This window comes from Runella sp. R0.1_18 (assembly GCF_057652155.1).
The window spans coordinates 36555-58102 of the sequence record NZ_JBYFCK010000019.1; the positions used below are offsets into that span (position 1 = coordinate 36555).

Annotated in this window: 19 protein-coding genes; 3 read left to right on the plus strand and 16 right to left on the minus strand. The window is 44.1% G+C overall.

Annotated features, from left to right (window positions below):
- Positions 1-32 precede the first annotated feature (32 nt).
- The 9 genes from AC23P2_RS24875 to hisD form a co-directional block, all read right to left on the minus strand.
- On the minus strand, positions 33-926 hold the full coding sequence (locus AC23P2_RS24875) for a sugar phosphate isomerase/epimerase family protein (protein ID WP_487775694.1): 894 nt from the start codon (positions 924-926) through the stop codon (positions 33-35).
- 180 nt (positions 927-1106) lie between these two features.
- Positions 1107-1388: a hypothetical protein gene (locus tag AC23P2_RS24880; RefSeq protein ID WP_487775695.1), complete on the minus strand. Its 282-nt coding sequence runs from the start codon at positions 1386-1388 to the stop codon at positions 1107-1109.
- 138 nt (positions 1389-1526) lie between these two features.
- Positions 1527-2738: an MFS transporter gene (locus AC23P2_RS24885; RefSeq protein WP_487775696.1), complete on the minus strand. Its 1212-nt coding sequence runs from the start codon at positions 2736-2738 to the stop codon at positions 1527-1529.
- Positions 2739-2846: 108 nt separating this feature from the next.
- Positions 2847-3986: an esterase gene (locus tag AC23P2_RS24890; RefSeq protein WP_487775697.1), complete on the minus strand. Its 1140-nt coding sequence runs from the start codon at positions 3984-3986 to the stop codon at positions 2847-2849.
- A 158-nt stretch (positions 3987-4144) separates the two neighbouring features.
- Positions 4145-5101: a fumarylacetoacetate hydrolase family protein gene (locus AC23P2_RS24895; RefSeq protein ID WP_487775698.1), complete on the minus strand. Its 957-nt coding sequence runs from the start codon at positions 5099-5101 to the stop codon at positions 4145-4147.
- 86 nt (positions 5102-5187) lie between these two features.
- Positions 5188-6354: an FAD-dependent monooxygenase gene (locus tag AC23P2_RS24900; RefSeq protein WP_487775699.1), complete on the minus strand. Its 1167-nt coding sequence runs from the start codon at positions 6352-6354 to the stop codon at positions 5188-5190.
- Between the two features lie 111 nt (positions 6355-6465).
- Positions 6466-7224, minus strand: coding sequence for a cyclase family protein (locus tag AC23P2_RS24905; RefSeq protein WP_122930017.1), 759 nt, complete (start codon positions 7222-7224; stop codon positions 6466-6468).
- Positions 7225-7253: 29 nt separating this feature from the next.
- Positions 7254-8078, minus strand: coding sequence for an SDR family NAD(P)-dependent oxidoreductase (locus tag AC23P2_RS24910; protein WP_487775700.1), 825 nt, complete (start codon positions 8076-8078; stop codon positions 7254-7256).
- A gap of 49 nt (positions 8079-8127) precedes the next feature.
- The gene (gene hisD / locus AC23P2_RS24915) at positions 8128-9411 is read right to left on the minus strand and encodes a histidinol dehydrogenase (RefSeq protein WP_487775701.1); all 1284 of its coding nucleotides are present in this window, start codon (positions 9409-9411) and stop codon (positions 8128-8130) included.
- 53 nt (positions 9412-9464) lie between these two features.
- Between hisD and AC23P2_RS24920 the strand changes: the two genes are divergently transcribed.
- Both AC23P2_RS24920 and AC23P2_RS24925 read left to right on the plus strand, forming a co-directional pair.
- Entirely contained in the window at positions 9465-9707 is a 243-nt protein-coding gene (locus tag AC23P2_RS24920) for a hypothetical protein (protein ID WP_487775702.1), read from the plus strand.
- Positions 9704-10120, plus strand: coding sequence for an HNH endonuclease (locus tag AC23P2_RS24925; protein ID WP_487775703.1), 417 nt, complete (start codon positions 9704-9706; stop codon positions 10118-10120). Before AC23P2_RS24920 ends, AC23P2_RS24925 begins: the two co-directional genes overlap by 4 nt.
- A gap of 14 nt (positions 10121-10134) precedes the next feature.
- Here AC23P2_RS24925 and AC23P2_RS24930 read toward each other — a convergent pair whose 3' ends face one another.
- The 7 genes from AC23P2_RS24930 to AC23P2_RS24960 form a co-directional block, all read right to left on the minus strand.
- Positions 10135-11265, minus strand: coding sequence for an alpha/beta hydrolase family protein (locus AC23P2_RS24930; protein ID WP_487775704.1), 1131 nt, complete (start codon positions 11263-11265; stop codon positions 10135-10137).
- Positions 11266-11345: 80 nt separating this feature from the next.
- Entirely contained in the window at positions 11346-12335 is a 990-nt protein-coding gene (locus AC23P2_RS24935) for a VOC family protein (protein ID WP_487775705.1), read from the minus strand.
- A gap of 394 nt (positions 12336-12729) precedes the next feature.
- Positions 12730-14292 carry a GDSL-type esterase/lipase family protein gene (locus tag AC23P2_RS24940; RefSeq protein ID WP_487775706.1) on the minus strand — a complete coding sequence of 521 codons (1563 nt, stop codon included), beginning with the start codon at positions 14290-14292 and terminating at the stop codon, positions 12730-12732.
- Positions 14293-14396: 104 nt separating this feature from the next.
- On the minus strand, positions 14397-15266 hold the full coding sequence (locus AC23P2_RS24945; RefSeq protein WP_487775707.1) for a helix-turn-helix domain-containing protein: 870 nt from the start codon (positions 15264-15266) through the stop codon (positions 14397-14399).
- 136 nt (positions 15267-15402) lie between these two features.
- Positions 15403-16593 (minus strand): mannonate dehydratase, encoded by a 1191-nt coding sequence (gene uxuA / locus AC23P2_RS24950; RefSeq protein ID WP_487775708.1) that lies wholly within the window; start codon positions 16591-16593, stop codon positions 15403-15405.
- An 18-nt stretch (positions 16594-16611) separates the two neighbouring features.
- On the minus strand, positions 16612-18618 hold the full coding sequence (locus tag AC23P2_RS24955; RefSeq protein ID WP_487775709.1) for a glycoside hydrolase family 3 protein: 2007 nt from the start codon (positions 18616-18618) through the stop codon (positions 16612-16614).
- A 233-nt stretch (positions 18619-18851) separates the two neighbouring features.
- Positions 18852-20207 (minus strand): 3-keto-disaccharide hydrolase, encoded by a 1356-nt coding sequence (locus tag AC23P2_RS24960; protein WP_487775710.1) that lies wholly within the window; start codon positions 20205-20207, stop codon positions 18852-18854.
- 278 nt (positions 20208-20485) lie between these two features.
- On the opposite strand from AC23P2_RS24960, the gene AC23P2_RS24965 reads away from it, so the two are divergent.
- A complete protein-coding gene (locus AC23P2_RS24965; RefSeq protein WP_487775711.1) occupies positions 20486-21511 on the plus strand; it encodes a LacI family DNA-binding transcriptional regulator in 1026 nt (341 codons plus the stop codon).
- The last annotated feature ends 37 nt before the right edge of the window (positions 21512-21548 follow it).

The window sequence follows — 21548 nt, forward strand, 5'->3', positions numbered from 1 at the left end:
TTGGTAAAAAGGGGGCACAATTGCTGCCTACCTCAGCGGGGTATGGCTAGCGTTTTATAGTAAAAATTGACCGTTTGCTTCACCGAGAAAAGGTTCGACGGCTTCTCTTTGGTATCGCGTTCAATCATGATATATCCTTGGTAGTTTTGGCTCTTCAATTCATCAAAAACCGCTGGGAAGTCAATTACTCCCGTCCCTACAGGCACATCTTGAAGTTTATTGTTGTTGTATTCTGCAATATCTTTTAGGTGAACTCCAATGATTTTTCCTTGCAGTTTTTTCAAGGCAAGAATTGGATTTATCCCCGATTTTGGATAGTGCCCCAAATCGGGACAAGCTGCGAAGTTGGGATGCCCGTCCAACGCTGCTAACAGCGAGTCGGGATGCCAATAAATGCTGTTTCCTTTCCAGTGGTTGTGCAAAGCCACTTTTACCCCATAAGCACCCGCCAAACTGTCCACGCTGTTCCACAAGTTTCGGGGTGGTTCGGCTGTTACGTATTTGACCCCGAAGGCTTTGGCTATGTCAAAATCTCGTTTCCATTCAGCTACTGTTTTACCTCCAATGATGTAAATCGACTCCATCTTAAGTCCTTTATCAGCTATCTGCTTTTTCAAATGCTGAAGCCCAGACGGAGAAAGTCGAAATAGCGCAGAGTCTTGGAGTTCTTTTCCTGCTTTGGCAAACACAAACCCTTCCACGTACTTTAGGGAAGCACTGTCGGCGTAAGCCAGTTGTTCGGGAAATGATGCGGTACTAAAGGTATAAAGCGCCACGCCTAGTTTCCAATTTTCTTTCTTAAAGGCGGGTTTGTTTTTCGGCGCTTGGGCATTGGATTGCGCCCTCAAAGTCAGTGAAAAACCACCGCTAAACCCAATACCCAGCAATACAACAGCCAAGAAAAGAATTTGAGATACATATTTCATATTTTGTAATTTTTTACGAAAAAATAAAACTATACCAACAATTGTATCATGTACTTACATGGTTTTAGTGGTGGTTATTTCAATTCTTTATTTAGGAAATTCACCACTTTGGTTTTAATTTCTTCAACATCAAACATTTTCCCAAAATGAGGGGCATCTTTAACGATAATAAGCTCATTTTTAACGCCACTTGATTTTCATTTGAGAGAAAAATTTAGGGTTTACTTTTTTACTAAAATGATAGGTTGAACGCATTAACAACAAAGCCCCATCGGGGTGGCCAACGTTCGATGAAAGTTTAGAACACTGGCTGATAATCAATCTCCAGAAAATCTTCCACGTTCGGAATCCACCAATTTTCAACAAAGGCAATATGCTGTGGGTGGGTTGAATAGGTAAAGCGCGCTGCTCGTCCTCGGTTAGCGCAGGTTTTAATTTCAGAATAACGGAGTGTCGAAGCATGATGGTAGGCAAAAATTTCAGATAAGAGAAGCACTTTTACTATTATAAGTACAAAAAAATATCTCTTTTATACATAAATCATCCTGTACTTGCCTGTTATTGTCTCCATTTTAGACAATAATAAATTTGGGTTAATTTCTATTTCAGTTTCGTTGAAAAAGCAAGTCCTGCTAATGCCAAACTTGCCGCAATCCACAAGAAAGCAGAGGGGTCAATTGCGTCAGAAAGTAATCCCGCTAGCGCTGGTATAAGCACTCCGCCAACAATCTCGGCAACTCCCGTAATCAACCCAATGGCTTTTGCCTTGAGATAATCTGGGACTGCTTCTGAAGGCACCACCGCCGCAACCAATGGAATGAGCCCCATCATAAAATAGGTAAGAAACATAACTGGCAAATGTGCCCCCGAACCAGCTAAGAAATAGACAGCAAACGGGTAACAAACTCCTACCCCACAAAAAAATAGAATCACTTTTTTTCGCCCTATTTTATCCGAAAGCCCAGGAACAAGAATGGACGAGAACAAACCCGAAACCCCTAAAAGACCCATCGTTTTCCCCATTTCGTCGGCACTCATACCTTGGGCATTAACAAAATAATTGGAGATAAAGGGTAGCGTAGCAAACCACCAACCAAACACACAACAGGCCACGGGAATACCCCATTTAACGTTGTTGTATTGTAGTAACTCGGAAAGATTGAGCGTGGACGTTTCTTTGATTTGTGTACTTTCTGCGGTTGATTTTTTGACAAACACCCATGCAATCAGCCCCAAAAGCAACCCTGGCGCCCCCGCAATGTAAAAAGCATTTCGCCAACCCACATTTTCGGCAATTTTCACTAAAACAACGGGCGCTAAAATAGACCCAAACAGTGCCGAACCCATCCCTTGTAAAATGCCTGCATTGATTCCTAGGCGATGCGGTGAAGACACTCGTTCTACAAAGTTCTGGGCCAGTGGAATGACGGGGCCTTCAGCCAAACCCATGAGTAGCCGAGCCAAAAGCAAGGTTACGAAAGAAGTGGCCAAGCCTGAACCAAACGAGCAAATCGAAAATACAAAAACGGCAATGACAAAAACGATTTTCTTTTTGTTGTTCGTTTCGGCCCAAGCTGTAGAGAAAAAACTCGAAAAAGCCCATGCCAACGACAACGCCCCTGCCAAGAGTCCAATTTGGGTGTTGTTGAGTTGAAGATCTTTGGCAACATAGGGCATTAAAAAATTAAGCGCGAGGCGGTCAAAGAAAAGACAACCGAAGGTTAGCGCCATCACTAGGACAATGCCATTTTCGTAGGTAAATAATCCTTTTTTGGACGTCGTGGAAGTACCTTTTTCAATTGGAGTGCTCATCGAGAATAGGTTTTAGGGTGATTTCGGGTATAAAAAAACCTCATAGCAACAGGAGCCTATGAGGTAGGACGGCCAAGTTCATCGTAGTGATTTGTTTAGCCTTATGTATCATTTAAACAACAGCGGAGCGAAGTCTTTTAGATTTTGACGCCACGCTAAAAAAGTATGCGCTCCGCCGCCGTTTTCGTAAGTATATTTGATGCCAAACTCGTCGAACATCTTCATCATATTTAGGTTATTTTGGTACGCAATGTCAGCTTCACCTCCCATATAAATCTTAAAGTTTTTGAAAGAATTAATGGTTTTGTTACGCATCACATCACCGTATTTTTCTTTGATTTCGGCAATGGCATTGGGGAAGTAGCCCGTACTCATTGGAAATACTTGCGAAAACAAATCGGGATGCCAAAGTGCTAAATTGATGGCCTGAATGCCTCCCATCGAAAGTCCTGCGATGGCGCGGTGTTCGCGCTTATTAGAAACAGGGTACGTTTTTTCTACAAAAGGAATTACGTCTTGAACCATGTCACGGCAGAAAGGATCTTGCTGCGCACCTGCGCCCATAAAAAATCCTTGAATGTGCGTATGTCCTGCGGGCATCACCACAATCATTGGCTTGAGTTTTCCTTGGGCGTAGAGGTTGTCCAAAATCAAATTGGCCCGTCCTATCGTCGTCCAAGAAGCATCGTTATCCCCACCACCGTGAAATAAATACAACACGGGCAGTTTTTCTTTCTTGCTAATTTCGTCGTAGTTGGGGGGTAAATACACGTGCAAACGACGCGAAGCTCCCTCTAAAGCCGTTGATTTATAAAGTACTTTTTCAATTTTTCCGTGCGGTACGTCTTTGAGTGTTTGGAAATCATTTTCAGCCCCCTTTACCTCAAAAAGGTTTGAAAAACCACTGTTTGATTCTTTGTACTGGGCATTTTTTGGGTCAAATACCTTCAAGCCATCCACGTTAAAATCGTACGTATATACATTAGCAGGCACGCGCGTTGCCGTCGTGAAGGACCACACACCTACTTCGTCTTTTTGCAGTTTAGCGGCAGGAAAACCATTTGGAAAATCGCCAGCAACCGTTACTTCAGAGGCTTTGGGGGCATAAATACTGAACTTCACTTTACCATCAGCTAACTGCCTCACCGATTGTAAGGTATCATTGGGGGTTGGCGTTCGCTGCGGAAATTGAGCAAAAACAGAAGTGGTAACTGCAAGAATAACAAAGGCAAAAGTTATTTTTTTCATTGCTTTATATAAGAGTTGAACTTTGGCATTATTTCAATATATTTTTATACAAAGCTAATTTAACATGAGCAAGAAAAATGGGCAAAAAAAGAGGAAGTTTATGCAAAATCAATCAGTTTCACTACAGCAGTTACCCTTCAAACATTGCCACTGCGCGGTTAGGCCACTACTTTATTTCTTAAAATACCAATCCCTTCAATTTCCAGTTCTACGACATCACCAGGTTCGAGGGAGCGATGAACGCTAAAATTGTTTTCAATCAAACTTCCCCAACCGAGTGTACCTGAGCCAAGAATATCCCCTGGCATGAGGGTTACGTTGTTTTCGGAAGCTCGCTCAATCATTTGCTCGAAATTATAGTACGATGTTTTGTAATTCCCTTCGCACACCGTCTGTCCGTTGATACGGGACGTCATTTTCAGGTTCAGCCTATCACCTGCTACTTTTGGTACGCTGATGGGTTCTTGAAAAACCGTGGGGTCAAACGGAACGCGATATTGCTCCATTTCGTCGGCCGTGACGATGTAAGGGCCAATCGCATTGGCAAAATCTTTGCCTTTGTGCGGCCCCAACGGAATTTCCATTTCAACTTTTTGGATTGCACGGGCTGTCCAATCGTTGAAAATCGTATAACCAAAAATATACGGACGAGCATCAGCGGCTTTGATGTCTTTCCCTTTTTTACCAATAATACACGCTAATTCTAACTCAATGTCGAGCTTCGTCTCCTTCGTTGGACGTTTGATTTCGGCCTCGGGGCCGTAAATAGCCTGGTGATTGGTAAAGTAGAAAATGGGCATTTCGTACCAAGCTGGCCCAATTTTATGCCCAAACGAACGAGAAGCATTTTGCATGTGCATCTCAAACCCAATATAATCCCGAAAACTCCGTGGGTTGGGCAGCGGCGCTAAAAGTTGTACATCAACCAACGAATAATGCGGTGCTACATCGCCTAATGATTGAATAATTTCGTAATAAATTTCGTGATTATCAATGAAAGTGAGCATATCCGTCGGCAATTGAGAACTCGCCAACTGCATATCTACGACATTTTCTCCCACAAGCCAGCCAATGCGTGATTCTTGGCTTTTATTTAAAAATGTGATTAGTTTCATAAGCCCCTAAATCCCCTATGGGGACTTTATTTTGTTGTTTTTTTAAAATTTAAACTATAATGAAATTCCCCATCATGGGTCAGGAGCTAAATTTCCTGAGTCAACGCCATGCCTGTTTTGCCCATGAGCATACCCATGTTTGCCCCTTCTGGTAGTGGCTGGTCGTTGTATTCGAGCAATTCCCAAGCCCCCAAGGTTTCCGAAACATCTACTACCATCTTACAGCGGTCGTAGCGACGTTTCATATACCTTTCAAAAACTTCTTCAACCGTGCCTTCTTTTTGCAATTCTTCAATCAAAACTACGGCATCTTCGATGGCTAAAGCAGCTCCTGAGCCTAATTGTGGAATGGTGGTATGAGCGGCATCGCCCAACACTACTACGCGATTTTTATACCATGGTGCTGGCATTTTAAGGGTTTCAAGCGTGCGATAATTGACCAATTTAGCATCTGTTACTTGGGGTATAAGCTCTTGCACCATCGGAATCGGATAAGCCGCCATGTAGCTTTTCAACTTCTCAACCAATTGATCTTCTGGAATCATCGGGTTATCGCCCTCAGCCGAATTGACAAAAATATAGCACTTTTCGGCCGTCATTGGGATTACTCCCAGCTTGTGTTTTTTATTAAAGAAAATATAACCTGTATCCAAACTCGCGGGGCGTTTGAAGGCATAGCGCCAAACGGATAGCCCTACGTAAGTAGATTTAAACTCGCCAAAGATAAGCTTACGTACTTTTGAGTTGACTCCGTCGGCGGCGATGACAACATCATAGGTAGCAGAAGTGCCATCCGTAAAAGTTACCTTAGCGGCATCCACCTGATTATCAATTGATTCAACGGTTACTCCCATGCGATATTTCAAGCCTACTTTTTGGGCTTCCTCGAAAAGTACATCGTGCAAAATTTTGCGAGAAATGCCATTGTGGCTCGGAAAACGACCGATGGGCGGCGTTCCAGCCTCACCAATTTGTACACCGTGTGGTAAACAAAGCTTTACTTTTCCGTAAGGTGAGCCTCTGCGCATGGCCTCGTCGGCTACACCAATGGCATCTAGGGCACGAAGGGCATTGGCCTGCTGAATGATACCTACCCCATACACATTGAATTCTTTATGGATTTCGACGACATCTACTTCAAAACCTGCCTTTTTCAGACCGATAGCCACCGATTGTCCTCCGATGCCAGCTCCGACAACCAATATAGCCCCCCGCTCCCCGATGGGGGAGTTTTTGTCTTTGTTATTTTCCATATTTAAAATTAAGGTTGATTAGGTCAAAAGAGGTTGAGAATCACTTTGAGAGATGAGCGTTGAGTGATAAGTAAAACTCCTCTCTTATCACTCAACGCTCATCTCTTATCACTAATTTTCGATTATCGCTACCGCTCTGGTCCAACCAGCACTTGCTTTTTCGATTTTGGCAGGGAAACAAGCCACTTTGAAACCAAACGGCGGCAATTGGTCAAGATTTGCAAGCTTTTCGATTTGACAATATTCTTTTTCAATGCCTACATAATGCGCTTGCCAGATAATACCTGGGCGAGGATTCTCTCTGAAATCTGCTGCTTGAATATGCAAGGGAATATCCCAACCCCAACCATCTGTTCCCATTACTTTAATACCTTGGTCGATGAGCCAATGGGTAGCTTTTGCCGATGCTCCCACGTGGATTTTCACAAAATCATCATCATGAATACGCTTATCGGCATCACAACGAATCAAGACAATATCCAATGGTTTCAATTTATAGCCAATCGCATCTAATTTCTCTTGTAAATCCTCTGGCTCAAACATATAGCCATCGGGTTTGTCGGTAAAATCAAGCACAACGCCATCTTGAAAAAACCATTCTAATGGCATTTCATCAATGGTACGGGCTGGTTTTCCCTCAGAAGTTGGAAAATAATGGTAAGGTGCATCGACGTGTGTGCCACAATGACTCGTTACGGTCAAAAATTCACCCGCTGGGCCATTTCCATCGATAAACACATCGGTCAAGCCTTCAAATAATTTGCCACCCATTTTTTTTGCTCCTTCTTTGTGGTCTTCATAGACAATTTTGGTAGGTAGCGGCTCTTTTATTTTTTCTGAAATAGTTACTGAAAGGTCTATGATTTTCATTTTGTGATATTTTGTTTTTTTTAAATTTTCTATTTCAATAATCGACCACCATCAACGGTCAGAATTGTACCCGTGGTAAACGTAAGTGAAGTAGCTAAGGCAAACACAGCCTGAGCCACGTCGCTCCCCGTTGCAAAACGCCCCAGTGGCGTATTATCTCGTTGGTTTTTTAGGAATTGTTGGTCAAAATTTTTGGTATATTCTCCTTCAACAAACCCTGGCGACACCGACACTACCCTGATTTTGGGTGCTAATGCCCTTGCCAACGAACGCGTCATGGAATCAATCGCCGCTTTGGAGGCACAATACGCCACATTGCTTCCGATGCCATAAATACCTGCAATGGAGGAGATATTAACTATCAACGATGAGTGATTAGCGATGAGTGATGAGTTTTCTAATACCTCTTTCATCGCTCTGCACATCGCAAATGAGCCTCGGAAATTGGTCTGCATGATTTTATCAATCCATTCGTCGGTCAAGCCTTCCAAATCATCGTGCGGTACGGGGGTTGTGATTCCCGCATTGTTGACCAAAACATCTAATTTCCCATACTTTTCGGACACAAATGCTTTCAAATCATTTACTTTTTGTGCATCGGTGGTTGGGGCATGGAAAATTGAGTGTTGAGTGATGAACGATGAGTGTTGAGTTTTAGACTCAGAAATTACATTCAACTCAGCTAGTAGCCTCTCAGCTTTTGCAGGATTTGAATTGTAAGTTGCAATCACTGAATAACCATTTTCAGCAAACGTTTTACAAATGGCCGAACCTATTTCTCCTGCACCGCCTGTGACGAGAACAACTTTGAGAGATGAGTGATGAGAGTTTAGTGATGAGTTTTCTTTGTCCATACTATTTACTTTTAAACCTCGCAAACTTTTATTTATCACTTCACTCTCATCACTTATCACTCGTATATTTCCTCACTCTCAAATCTGCTTGTTCTTTGTGGCCCCAGAAGTTTTCGATGGCACAAAGTCGGGAGCAATATTCCCCAATCAATGCGCTGGCTTCTGGAGTGCGAACCTCTTGGTAGGTACAAGTTTTGAGAAACTTGCCTACCCAGAGTCCGCCTGTGTAACGAGCTGCTTCTTTGGTAGGTAATGTATGATTGGTGCCAATGACTTTATCGCCATAAGCAACGTTGGTTTTATCGCCTAAAAACAAACCGCCGTAGTTGGTCATTTTTTCCAAGAAATAACGCGGATTGTCGGTCATTACCTGTACGTGTTCACTGGCGATGCGGTCGGCTTCGGCCACCAATTCATCTACAGTGTCACACAAAATGACTTGTCCGTAATCTCGCCACGAAACACTGGCGATATCAGCCGTCGGTAAAACTGACAATTGGCGTTGAATTTCGGTTTCAATGCCGTCGGCGATGGTTTTGCTGGTGGTTAACAATACCGCAGGCGATGTAGGCCCGTGTTCTGCCTGTCCGAGCAAATCGGTGGCGCAGGTTTCAACATCGGTAGTATCATCAGCAATCACCAAGGTTTCGGTAGGCCCTGCAAAAAGGTCAATTCCTACTTTTCCAAACAACTGCCGTTTGGCTTCGGCTACGTAGGCGTTTCCTGGGCCTACGAGCATATCTACTGGCTGTACCGACTCAGTTCCAAGCGCCATCATGGCAATGGCCTGAACGCCCCCAAGAAGATAAATTTCGTCGGCACCTGCCATATACATGGCCGCTACTGTCGCCGCAGGGATTTCTCCTTTGATGGGTGGCGTACACGCAATCACGCGCTGCACCCCCGCAACTTTGGCAGTAAGTACACTCATGTGCGCCGAAGCTACCATCGGGTAGCGTCCACCTGGTACATAGCACCCTACTGAATTGACTGGGATATGTCTATGCCCCAAAATCACACCAGGAAGGGTCTCTACCTCCACATCGCGCATGGATTCACGCTGGATTTGGGCAAAATTCCGAATTTGGGTTTGGGCAAACTTAATGTCTTCAATCACCTGTTCGGGCAACGACGCGACAATCCCCTTAATCGTTTCATCCGAAAGTCGGAAACTTTCGGGCGACCAATTATCAAGCTTTGAGGAATAGTCTCTAACGGCTTTGTCACCGTTTTGGGCTACATTCTCAAGCATCTCTTCCACCAATGCCCGTACTTTTAAATCTGCCTCTTTACTTTCGGCGTAGGTAATTCCTTTTTTAAGTTGTTGTATCATAACATTTATTTTTATGATATACTTTGTTATCTTTACTAAAAACCTGATTGCACATGACCGCATCTATTTCAGCACAAGACCAACTTGCAACCCTCATTGCAGATGCTATGCCTGCACAAATTCTCCATTTTAAATTTTCACCAACCATCCAACATAGAATCGAGCAGTTGATTGAAAAGAAAAAGAATACGTCTCTTTCTCAAGAAGAGGCCGAAGAATTGGAGAAATACCTCACCTACGACCTTCTCATTGGCTTAGCAAAGGCTCGTGCCTATAAACATTTACAGCAATCGTGACTACCAGAATTCCTGAAAAACTACGTAAAGAGGTATCACTTCGTGCAGGTTTCAACTGTGAATACTGTCTCATACCAGAGTTCTTTCTCGCTACCACTTTCCATATTGATCATATTCGTAGTCAAAAACATGGTGGAAAAACAACTATCGACAATCTCGCTTTCACTTGCCCTCATTGCAACCAAAACAAAGGCAGTGATGTAGCTACTTTTATTGGTGAAAGCGAACAGCTTATCCGATTTTTTAATCCTCGAACCGACTACTGGTATGACCATTTCAAACTACATCATGGAGAAATTGTAGGCGTTACCGAAATTGGTAAAGCAACTGTTATCATTTTACATTTCAATCAGACAGAACGAGTTATTCTTCGAGCTAATCTTATTGAAATCGGAATGTACCCTGCTCCGTAAAGTACTGTGCTCGATTATTCTTTTATCTTTTTCTCAATCCAATCATACATATTAAACGACTTCGTGAAGTCATCGACTGAGCAGTGAGCCGAGCCACTTTCGTCTTTTGGTACGATTTCCATCACGTGTTCGCAGGTCAAGGCATCGTTAACTTTGTAGGCATTTTCCACAAAATTTTGACGGTCGTCTTCTCCGTGGAGAATGTAAGTCGGGCATTGAATTTTCTCGGCTACACCTTCTAACGTAAAGTTTTTCAGGCGCTCACGTGCTTCGGTCATGTTGTCAGCTCCAACGATATGTTGGACAATTTCAGCCAATGGATGATTATCGGGGCGGTTTTTCCAAATGTCATAGTACGACCAAACCGCGCCAAAAATCATACACACCTTAAAACGAGGCTCAAAGGCCGCACAGCGCGCCGCCATGTAGCCCCCCATCGAAACGGCTCCAACCCCCACCCTAGAGGTATCGACATGCTCGCCCAGATTTTCAATAATATAGTCCAACACTGCCGTCCCAGCCACATTGTAATCATAACGAGTATGAATGTGATTCAAACGCAAAGCCGCCCCTTGTCCAGGGCCATCGACGGCCATCATGGCGATACCGCGTTCGTTGAGGTGTTGCGCTATACCAAAGTACAGTTCCTCAGCCAAACTATCCAAACCTCCAAACATTACCACTACTGGCGGATGGCCCCCTGACCCACGATGGGGGGAATTATTTGGAAGAAAAAGATAGGCAGGGAGTGTTGAGCCTTCAAACGGAATATCAACTGTTATTGGTCGTTCATCAAACAAATCAATGGCTTTGATAAACGCATCACGGCATTTGAGGTAATAAGGAATTTTGCGTTCGTCGCGCAGGGTCATAAAAAACTCCGCCGTACGTAAGTAATTGAACGCCCGCAAGTAGGTACGTCGCGCCGACACGCGCTGATTGGCCTGTGCATAGGCTTCTGCTTTGTCATAGACCTTATCGCCCATTTTCACCCACGCACGGTTAAAACTTTCACGATCGAGCGGGTCTATTTCACTCGCTACTTCTAAAATTTCGGCAAACTCCCCACCCCCGTAATGGGCCTGAGTTAATGCACGATTGACTTGATATGAGGGCATGTACTGCCCAGGAAAATAATGCCACATTTTGAGAGATGAGTTATAAGATATGAGTGATGAGGGGATAAAGAACACTTATCTCTTAACTCTCATCACTTATCACTACATTAAATATCAACTGGTTTTACTTGTCCATCGGTGAGGCCAAGTTTTTTCCCTTTGGCCATTTCAGCAAATGGATTTACGCTTCCCCACGCATCATTTGGGTTATCTTTTAGGTAATGAACATCCTGATGGTCGGGCGCAAACACCAAACGAGCACAAGCATAGTATTCAAACAAAACGCCACTGCCTGGGTCTTGGATGTAAATAAAGAAGCCTTCGTCGGCCTTGTGGCGGGTGGGTGCTCCCATCACACTCTTGAAGCCTTTTTCGATGAAATAATCCAATGCCAAAAGTACCTCTTCACGGCTATCGACGTTCCAACAAATATGGTTCAAAACTGCCTCATTTTCACCGATATTGGGATCTGTAAAGACGGCAATGTCATGCGAGAGGTTTCCGATGGTCCACAATCCACCAACGGGTGGTATTTCGTCCGCAATGCGTATTTCGTCAGGATTTTTGAGGCCAAACGTCTGCCAAAATGCTTTTTCAGCGGCATACTTACCTTTGGCTACCATGTAGGTTACGTGGTCAAAACGGCGGGGATTGGCTCCTTTAAGACGATTGCTTGCATAACGGTCAGCATATACACTACCCCGTTCGCCCGTTTCACGAAGCCACACTACGTCCCAAAATACCTCGTGGGTATGTCCATCGGGCGACTGAAAACGGTAGGCTTTGCCGTGGCCTAAATCCCCATCTACCCAGCCTCTACCCGCGCCCAAGCTTTCCAAATGCGCTACACATTCTTCCAGGGCTTCGGCGCTATCGGCCCGCCATCCAATGTGCCCCAAACCTGATTGCTCACTTTGGGTTAATTTTAATGTATGATGAAAATAATCACCCCAAGCACGGAGGTAAACTGAATTTTCTTCACGCCCTGTTTCGTCCATGCCAACGACATCTCGGAAGAAATAGACCGACTTTTCAAGGTCTGTTGTTAGCACCTCTATGTGGGCCATTTGCGAAAGGAAATGCGGATTCTTTGCCACTAACGTATGTTTTTAATGTTGAATACTAACTTAATAAGACTGCCGAAGCGATAATCCTATTTTTTAATGCAAAAATTCAACATTTAACGTTGTAGTGGTTAATCTAAAAGACGCAACTATTCTACAAAATCAATCCATTTTTTAATTTTATCTTCTAATATTTCTAATTTTCTATTAATTTTTATGCCTTTACATAAAAAAGGAGGTTTTGAGAAAGTTTGACAGCACCAAATCATCCTTGGTTTTAACCTCATCCCAACCCTTCTCCTTTCTGGAGAAGGGCTTTTAAAGTCCCCATCTCCAGAAAGGAGAGGGGGATTTAGGGGGTGAGGTTGAATAGACACCAAAGAAAATATGGTAACAAAGACTTTCTCAAAACCTCCTGCACGTTATCCTATTTCAGCGCTTTGGCAATGGCTGCTTCGGCCAGCGGTGCCATTATTTGATATCCTTTCAGGGTTGGGTGAACACCGTCTTCGGCAATGTCGGGAGCCATACCGTTTCGGCTGTCCTTCATGGCACTGTGGTAATCGAGGTAAACAACTCCTTGCGACTGAGCGTACTGCTTGAGGCGTTCGTTGAAACGAATGATTTTGTTGGGAACGTCGCTGATGTCTTTGCGCCAAGGAAACTCATAAGCAGGATGTACCGACGCCAACACGACTTTGATGCCATTGGCTTTGGCAATTTCGACCATCGACGCAATGTTGCCTAATGTAAAATCGGGGTTATACGGCCCTGTGTTTTCGGCAATGTCATTGATACCAATATTGATTACCACTACTTTAGGCTTCAAATCCACCACATCAGGGCGAAAACGAAGCAAAGCTTGGGGAGATGTTTGTCCGCTAATACCTCGACCGATGTAATTGCCTTTGGCAAAAAAATCGGGTTGTTTGTTCACCCAACCTTGCGTAATGGAATTCCCCAAAAATACGACACGATTTTCACCTTCTTTGGGGGCGGGTAGCTTTTTATTGGCTTCACTGTAGCGACTGAAATTAGCCCAATCGTTGCGTTCAAAATTCGCAATCTGCTCTTCCGAATATTTCAATTCCAATGCAGAAGGACGTAGTTTTTTTAATAAACCCTGCAATTTCATCCATTCACCAAAACGCTCGTACCACGTATCGGTCGGTATTTTTTGTTTATTCATGCCAAAACCGTGTCCTCCTTTTTGATACATGTGTAATTCTGCATTTTTTTTTGCGCCAATCCAAGCATCATACAATGCCGTTGCGTGCGGAGCAAAGCCCAATTGGTCGTCGGAAGCGGCACAAATCCACGCGGGCGGTGCATCGGCAGGAACTTTAAGCGGGCCAAAAATATCAGTTTTAGGGTAAATAGGCGCAATAAAATCGGGGCGATTGGCGGCTGTATAACTCAGCCCTACCCCTAACGTCAAAGCTCCTCCTGCCGAAAACCCCATGATTCCGATTTGATTGGGCAAAATATCGAGTTCTTTGGCATGACTCCGTACATACTCAATCGCCTTTTTTCCGTCGGCTACAGCCATCTCAACCACAGGGGCATTGATTTCATCCAGTTTCTTAAAATCCTGCATTTTGGGCATCAACTCCGCCACAGGATTATCGGTCATACTACGTACCAATCGGTATTTCAACACAAACGCAGCAATTCCTTTGGAATTTAGCCACTTTGCTACATCAATGCCTTCATTATCAATGGATAAAATATGAAACGCTCCGCCAGGAGCTACAATGACGGCCGTTCCCGTGGCCATTTCGGGCTTTGGTAAATAGACCGTTAAGGTAGGTTGAACGACATTGTAAATCACCCGATTTTTAGATCCATTATTAGCGTATTCTTTTTCAGTCCACGTCCAATTTTCGGAACCTGGGGCTTTGCCCTCGTACAACGGAATGACCTGTTGTGCTTGGTTTTCGAGGCTTACTCCCAAAAGTAAAGCGGCAACGATTAAGAGAGCTTTTTTCATTTTGTATTAATTTTGGTTAAGGGCTGGTTACTAAACACATAGGAGACCGAAGCAAATCTATGTGTGAAACTACTATGTTCTATGTGGTAAAAAAAGGAGCCAAATCAATCCATTTTTCGGTATTCGCTGGGGGTAAAGCCTGTTTTCTGTTTAAAAAATCGCCCAAAATCACTGAGTTCGCTTTTGCCTATACGAAGCGCCACGTCAGCAATGGGCAGCGTTGTTTGTTTTAGCAGCACTTTGGCTTCCAGCAAAAGCATATCGTCCAACAGCTCATGCGCCGATTTGCCCGTCGTTGCCTTGACACATTTATTGAGGTGATTGGGCGTCACGGCTAGGATTTCGGCAAAATCTGTAATTTTTTGCTTTTGGTAAATAAATTGCTCCAGTGCATTTTTATAACGCTCGGTTATTTGCGATGCAGCGTTGATTTTCACCTTTTTATCAGCCACGACAAACGGCTTAATTTCGGTCATCAATGCCAACAAATACAATTGTGCAAGTCGAAAATCAGGCTTATCGGGCTTTTGATACTCTTTTTCGAGGCGTTGGAGTAAAAATAAGATGGTTTCTCTGGTTGTTTCATCAACAGATACCAACGGATTTCCAATAAATTGAAGGAAAGGAAAATCCTGTAAAATTTCTTTATGGTGGATATTTTTGGTCAATAAATCAAGGTCGAAGTGACAGTAGAACCCTCGCGCGTCGGCACTCATCGACTTGTGACTGGTGATTTGGTACGCGGGTAAAAAGAAAAAAGTATTCGCCAAAAACTCAAAGCTATCGAGTCCTTTGCTACGCACACTTTGCCCTTCCGTCAAAAACACAAAATCATATACCACTTTTCGATGCGGTGGCAAAGGAAACCGCATCATGTCTTTGTAATCTTCGAGACGATTGATGTGAAAATAGTGATGCGTTGGCGCAAACAACGACTGCCACGCCAAGTGCTCCTCAAAATGGAGCTGCCCCATTTCAAAGGGGTTCAATATGGGAACTGCATCTGTTTTCAAAACTCAATGGCACGCGGATGGCACTGATTCAACAGATTTACGCTGATTTTTAATCCGTGAAAACCAGTTACATCTGTGTCACCCGTGTGCTTATTTTTTAGAATAAACTTTTCTCAATACCCAATTCTAATCCTCGCAACTCTGCCAAGCCACGAAGACGACCAATGGCCGTGTAGCCTGGGTTTGTTTTTTTATTGGGATTCAAATCGTCCAACATACGGTGCCCGTGATCGGGACGGAAAGGCAAACGGTAATCGGGACGATTTTCGGCAATCCGACGTCGTTGTTCGGTCACTAACGCCTTCATTACACCGTACATGTCCACGTCACCTGTTAGGTGATCCGCCTCATAAAAATTACCTTCTACATCGCGCGTGGTAGCCCGTAAATGCACAAAATTGATGCGATTTCCCATGCGTTCGACCATTCCTACCAAATCGTTGTCAGCTCTAACTCCGTAACTTCCAGTACAGAAACAAAGACCATTGTGCTTACTTTCGTACGCTTTCAACAGCTGTTGCGCATCGGTTTCGGTACTTACCACCCGAGGAAGACCCAAAATTGGGTACGGAGGGTCATCGGGGTGAATGGCCAACAATACGCCTGCGTTTTCAGCAACAGGCGTAATTTCCTTCAAAAAGTTGTATAAATTGGTGCGAAGGGCGGGATCATCCACGTTGTCGTACGACTTCAACACTTCCGCAAACTCCTCTACCGTAAAACTTTCTTCACTTCCTGGCAAGCCCGCAATAATGTTTCGGATTAGCTTTTGAACTGAGGCATCTGAAGCGTTATCCATCCAGCTTTTTGCTTTCTGTAATTGGGATTCCGAATAGCTTTTTTCGGCGTTGGGGCGTTTCAGAATATAGGTTTCAAACGCACAAAATTCGGTCATGTCAAACCGCAAAGCTGTTGAGCCGTCGGGTAAACGAAAATCCAAATCAGTGCGCGTCCAATCCAAGACAGGCATAAAATTATAGCAAACTGTGTCTATGCCACAAGCCGCCAAATTGGACAAGCTTTCTTTGTAGTTTTCGATGTATTGTTTGTAGTTCCCCGATGCTTTTTTGATGTCTTCGTGAACGGGTACACTTTCTACAACTGACCACGTCAGCCCTACAGCTTCAATTTCAGCCTTTCTTTTTTCGATTTCAGCGATGGTCCACACCTGTCCGTTTGGGATGTGGTGCAATGCGTTCACTACGCCCGTTGCTCCCGCCTGACGAACGTCCCAGAGACTTACGGGGTCTTTGGGGCCGTACCAGCGCCATGTTTGTTCTAATGCCATAATTAATTTTAATACAATTTATTTCTTATAACTCAATCCATCTCCAAATTTAAACAAAGCATAACCTGGGTTTTCCATACTGCCAGGAACGTCAGATTTGTTCTCCGCTGCTGCCTTTTCAGAGATAGGCGTCGAAAACGGCATTTTGCCCGTAGGGTTAAATTTGCCCGCAACAATATCCAACAATGCCTCGGATGTAGTGCCAAAGGTAGCCAAAATTGTTTGAGCGTTTCCAGCAATTTCTTCAATCACCCACGGATTGGTATAATTGATGACTACCACCGTTGGTTTGCTTTTGAGCAACTCATTGACGTGCGCTACATCAATTTTATTTTTGGATAAACTCAATTCAATCGGTTTACCGTTGGAACTAAACAACCCGCCCGTTGTAGGGAACAACCACAAAAGAACCATATCAGCTTCGTCTTTGGTCGAAACAAACTCCAATTGCGGGTATTGGGTCGTTGGTTTAATGACTTTAATGGGCGATTCCGCTCCCTGTGGCCCTCGGCCGCCCGCTTCACGATACACCTCAAAATAAACTTTTGTTTTCTTAGTGACGGGCAAAAGCGTTTGGTTGTTTCGGAGCAACACAATAGACTTACGATGCGCCACTTCGGCTCTTTGTTGAAATGCTGCGTTCCCAACCGTTTTTTCAGCCTTTTCTACATCCACATAAGGGTTTTCAAAAAGACCCAATTCAAATTTTTCTTTCAGTAATCGGCCCACCGACTCATTGATGCGATTTTCGGTAACCATTCCTTTCTTAACAGTTTCAAGCAAAACAGTAGGGTCGGCCGTTCCCGAAAAAATATCTACACCTGCGTTCAATGCCTTTTGATAACGTTGCTCAAGGGTCAATGACTCTACTCCCCACGGCATCATATCGATTGGTCCCGTATCAGAATTGATGATTCCTTTGTAGCCCAATTTCTTGCGTAGCAAATCGTCGATAATGGCTTTGTTATACGAAAACCCAACTTCTTCAAATTCTTTTCCTTTGGGAGCCGAATAATAGGGCATAATTGACGAAGTACCTGCTTCAATAGCCGCCTTAAATGGTTTCAAATGGTAATCAAACATTCCGCCTGGATAATGCGCAAACTTCCCCCAATCGAAGTGAGAATCTTGCCCCCCTTCTTGCGGGCCTCCACCTGGGAAGTGTTTGGTCGTCATCGCCACGGAGGTATTACCAAGTTTTGTACCTTGAAAACCAAGAACTATTTCGCGAATCATCGCCGCCGAAAGGTCTGCATCTTCCCCAAACGTGCCTTCTGTACGGTTCCAGCGAGGTTCGGTTGCCAAATCGGCCATGTACATGTACCCTTTTCGCAAGCCAACGGCGGCCCACTCTTGGGCGGCAATTTGGGCAAACTCGCGGGTAAGTTTTAGGTCACGCATGGCGGCCAACCCTAATTCACCTGGCCACTTAGAAAAAGCCGTTGTACCTACACTCAAACCCACCGCCGCATCCGAAGTAACGTGGTTGCGGGGATTGGAAGCCACCACAGCAGGAATACCTAGCCGCGTGTTTTCACACAATGCTTGAAGGTTGTTCGACCACTCGGCCATGTTTTTGACGCTGGTATTGGCCCGTAAAATAAAATGGCGAAGGTGTCGCTGCGTAACTCCCTTAGTGGTGCCCGAAGCAGAAAGCATCGGCACAGCCAAGGGCTTGCGCGTGAACATGTTATTGGCTTGTACTAAATCTTCTTCGTTAAACCCGCTAGTAATTTCCGCTCTACCGCTCCCTGCAACCAGCGCCATGTCGCCTGCCATACGCGTCGTGCTAATGAGCATAAAACCTACCTTTTCTTCCAAGGTCATTTGCGAAAGCAAGTCGTTGGCACGTGCTTCAGCGGGTAAGCGCCAATCTTCGTATTTGTCGAGTTTACCGTTTTTGTTTAAGTCTTTAAACTCTAAACCACTCACTTTTAACACTTTGACGGAACGGTGGCTTAGTTGGGGTTGTTTTTGGGCGTTGGCTACGCTAACAATTAATGAGAATAATAAAAACTTTTTCATCGTTTAGTTGGTCTTTGGTAGTTTCTGAAAACCCCAGTCCTTTAGACCTGGGGCAAAGTCGAACATAATCATTTCACGGCTTTAGCCTTGACATTTTACATCAAAATACGCTAAAGTCAGGGCTAAAGCCAGAGCAGTTAAGCCAGTTCTCGATAACCCCAGCCTGAAGGACTGGGGTTAGAACATAACCACGTTATAATGTCATCAATGTGCCATAAATAATCTCGCAATTGTTACTTCAATTCGCGGATTTTCAAGTTACGGAACGATACATTGTCGCCGTGGTCTTGCAGAAGAATATGGCCTTTGTCGCCCGCGCCAAATCCTTGGTATTTAGCGTATTTTGAACGCGCAACAAGTGCATCGTAAATATTGCTTTTGCGCTCATATTCAATCACTTTAAAACCATTGATCCAGTGCTGAACGATGTTATTTGAATAAACCACAATGCGGCCTTGATTCCACTCGCCAATTTTCTTTTGGAAGCGTTTGTCCAATTTGTAAGATGGAATCAAGTCGTACAAACTCGCCAACGTACGGTTTCCTGCGGCACCCATTTTGGCATCGGGATGTTTTTCATCGTCCAACACTTGGAATTCCAACCCAATTCCCGACTTTCCTCCCGAATCAAATGCTTCGTTCACAAAATACTTCACACCTGAGTTAGCTCCTTCCGTCAGTTTAAATTCAAACTTCATCTCAAACGCGCCATATTGGTCCGTTGTCACGATGTCATTGCCCGTTTCAGACCCATCCGATGGGCTTACGTTCATCGTACCGTCCACCACATTCCAATGTTTTCCCGACATTTTATCGCTGTGTACGGCTCTCCAACCTGTAAAGTCCTTGCCGTTGAACAACAATTTAAAACCTTGCGATTTTTCCTGCTCCGACAAGCTGTTTATCATCCAGTTTTCCACTGGGCAATTATCAACAGGACTCGCTTTTAGGTTTTCTGTCTGAATTTTAATGTTTTTCCAACGAATCTGCGTCCCTTCTTTTTGGTCTTTTCCAATGGCATGTACCTGAAGCGCAATAAAGCCCTGAGGTGTCATGTCATCAATCAAATGCGCCGTTGGAATACCATTTATCCACGTACGAATCACGTTTCCGATGGCCTCAATGCGGTAATGGTTCCACTGATCGCGGCGGAAGGCTTTTTTACCTTCAGGGTTAAAGTTCAAGTTGTACAACCAGCCACGGCGTGCTTCATCGTACACCCCACCCGACCACGCACGGTCAGACGGGTCGATTTCGATTTGATAGCCATGTACGCGGCCATTTTGGTAATCGGGCTTTGACAAACTACGAATTTGAATGCCCGAATTCATCGAATTATCGACCTTTAGGTCTAATTCTAGGATAAAATCGCCGTATTCTTTTTCGGTAGCCATGAATGAATTGGGCGTATTGGCGACCGTAGAACCCACAATTTCCCCATTTTCAATGGTATATTTTGCTTGGCCATTGAGTTGCTTCCATCCTTTAAATGATTTACCGTCAAATAGAGGTGTCCATTTTTCTTTTTGGGCAAAGACAGTACCCGATACCCAAAGTAAAGTGAAAAGAATAGCTAGTTGCTTTTTCATTCGTACAATTTTTAGTAAATAAAATGGTATTATTTTTAGATTTTGTATCGCTTAAAGAAGAGCGATGAGACATTTTTCTTCCATGATGTTAGAATTTAATGCCCGCTTATGAAAGAAGTAAGATTCATTTATTTACGCAAACGTTTTCGGGAACGGTTGCACCACCCAGCTTTCTTTGATTTAAAATTGGAAAATAAGCGCCTATTGTTATATTTATGTTTCTTATTTAAAGACCATACTTTGAGAATTAAATAGGACTTTTTTAGGTTTGCACTCCCATGAGAAAAGTCACGATAAAAGACATTGCCAAACAACTGAACCTCTCGACCTCGACCGTATCGAGGGCGCTGAGAGATAGTCACGAAATTGGCATCGAAACCAAACGCAAGGTTCTTGAACTTGCCGAACAGCTAGACTATACCCCCGACCCCGTTGCCCTAAGCCTATTAAACAGCCACAGTAACGACATCGGGGTGATTGTTCCAGATATTTCTAATCCATTTTTTGCGATTGTGATTGCGGGAATTGAAGATGTCGCTTTTGCCGAAGGATACCACGTCGTTATTTACCAAAGCCACGACGACTACGAACGCGAAGTGTTAAACGTCAAACACATTTACAATCGAAGAAAAGATGGCTTTTTAGTGGCCGTTGCGACCAATACCACCGACTTCTCGCACTTCAAAAACTTGCACGACAAAGGCTTTCCGATTGTGTTTTTTGACCGCATTTACGAAGAAATAGACACCCATAAAGTCGCCGTCGATGACTATGAAGGTGCCTACAATGCCACCAAACACCTGATAGACCAAGGGTGTCAGCGGATTGTTCACATCTCGGGGCCACCGCATTTGTTGATCAGCAAAAGGCGACTTCAAGGGTATAAAACTGCCTTGCTCGACCACGGATTGCCGTACCACGAGGATTATGTATGGTCCACCCATTTTGACTCACAGCAGTCGATTGAAGTAGCGCGACAATTGCTCAAAAGCGCTATTCATCCCGACGGTATTTTTGCTGCCAGCGACAACATTGCCATTGGATGCCACGCGGCCATTACCGAAGCAGGACTGACCATGCCCAAAGACATTGCTTTGATTGGATTCTCTGATTTACCCATGGCTGCCATGCTCAACCCGCCGTTGAGTTCGGTGGCACAGCCTGCTTTTGAAATGGGTCGTTCGGCCGCAGAACTGCTGATTAAACTCATCAAAAAACCCAACGAAAATACCCAATCAATCACCGAAGTTTTACATACCAACTTGGTAATTCGGGCATCGTCGCTGCGAAAAACCGTTGGATAAATGATGTAAACGATAAATATTTCGATGCTCTACGAAG

Bases quoted from the DNA above. Each gene is read 5' to 3' on its own strand.
- AC23P2_RS24875 (WP_487775694.1), bottom strand. From the start codon at position 926: ATGAAATATGTATCTCAAATTCTTTTCTTGGCTGTTGTATTGCTGGGT.
- AC23P2_RS24880 (WP_487775695.1), bottom strand. From the start codon at position 1,388: ATGCTTCGACACTCCGTTATTCTGAAATTAAAACCTGCGCTAACCGAG.
- AC23P2_RS24885 (WP_487775696.1), bottom strand. From the start codon at position 2,738: ATGAGCACTCCAATTGAAAAAGGTACTTCCACGACGTCCAAAAAAGGA.
- AC23P2_RS24890 (WP_487775697.1), bottom strand. From the start codon at position 3,986: ATGAAAAAAATAACTTTTGCCTTTGTTATTCTTGCAGTTACCACTTCT.
- AC23P2_RS24895 (WP_487775698.1), bottom strand. From the start codon at position 5,101: ATGAAACTAATCACATTTTTAAATAAAAGCCAAGAATCACGCATTGGC.
- AC23P2_RS24900 (WP_487775699.1), bottom strand. From the start codon at position 6,354: ATGGAAAATAACAAAGACAAAAACTCCCCCATCGGGGAGCGGGGGGCT.
- AC23P2_RS24905 (WP_122930017.1), bottom strand. From the start codon at position 7,224: ATGAAAATCATAGACCTTTCAGTAACTATTTCAGAAAAAATAAAAGAG.
- AC23P2_RS24910 (WP_487775700.1), bottom strand. From the start codon at position 8,078: ATGGACAAAGAAAACTCATCACTAAACTCTCATCACTCATCTCTCAAA.
- hisD (WP_487775701.1), bottom strand. From the start codon at position 9,411: ATGATACAACAACTTAAAAAAGGAATTACCTACGCCGAAAGTAAAGAG.
- AC23P2_RS24920 (WP_487775702.1), top strand. From the start codon at position 9,465: ATGACCGCATCTATTTCAGCACAAGACCAACTTGCAACCCTCATTGCA.
- AC23P2_RS24930 (WP_487775704.1), bottom strand. From the start codon at position 11,265: ATGTGGCATTATTTTCCTGGGCAGTACATGCCCTCATATCAAGTCAAT.
- AC23P2_RS24940 (WP_487775706.1), bottom strand. From the start codon at position 14,292: ATGAAAAAAGCTCTCTTAATCGTTGCCGCTTTACTTTTGGGAGTAAGC.
- AC23P2_RS24945 (WP_487775707.1), bottom strand. From the start codon at position 15,266: ATGGGGCAGCTCCATTTTGAGGAGCACTTGGCGTGGCAGTCGTTGTTT.
- uxuA (WP_487775708.1), bottom strand. From the start codon at position 16,593: ATGGCATTAGAACAAACATGGCGCTGGTACGGCCCCAAAGACCCCGTA.
- AC23P2_RS24955 (WP_487775709.1), bottom strand. From the start codon at position 18,618: ATGAAAAAGTTTTTATTATTCTCATTAATTGTTAGCGTAGCCAACGCC.
- AC23P2_RS24960 (WP_487775710.1), bottom strand. From the start codon at position 20,207: ATGAAAAAGCAACTAGCTATTCTTTTCACTTTACTTTGGGTATCGGGT.
- AC23P2_RS24965 (WP_487775711.1), top strand. From the start codon at position 20,486: ATGAGAAAAGTCACGATAAAAGACATTGCCAAACAACTGAACCTCTCG.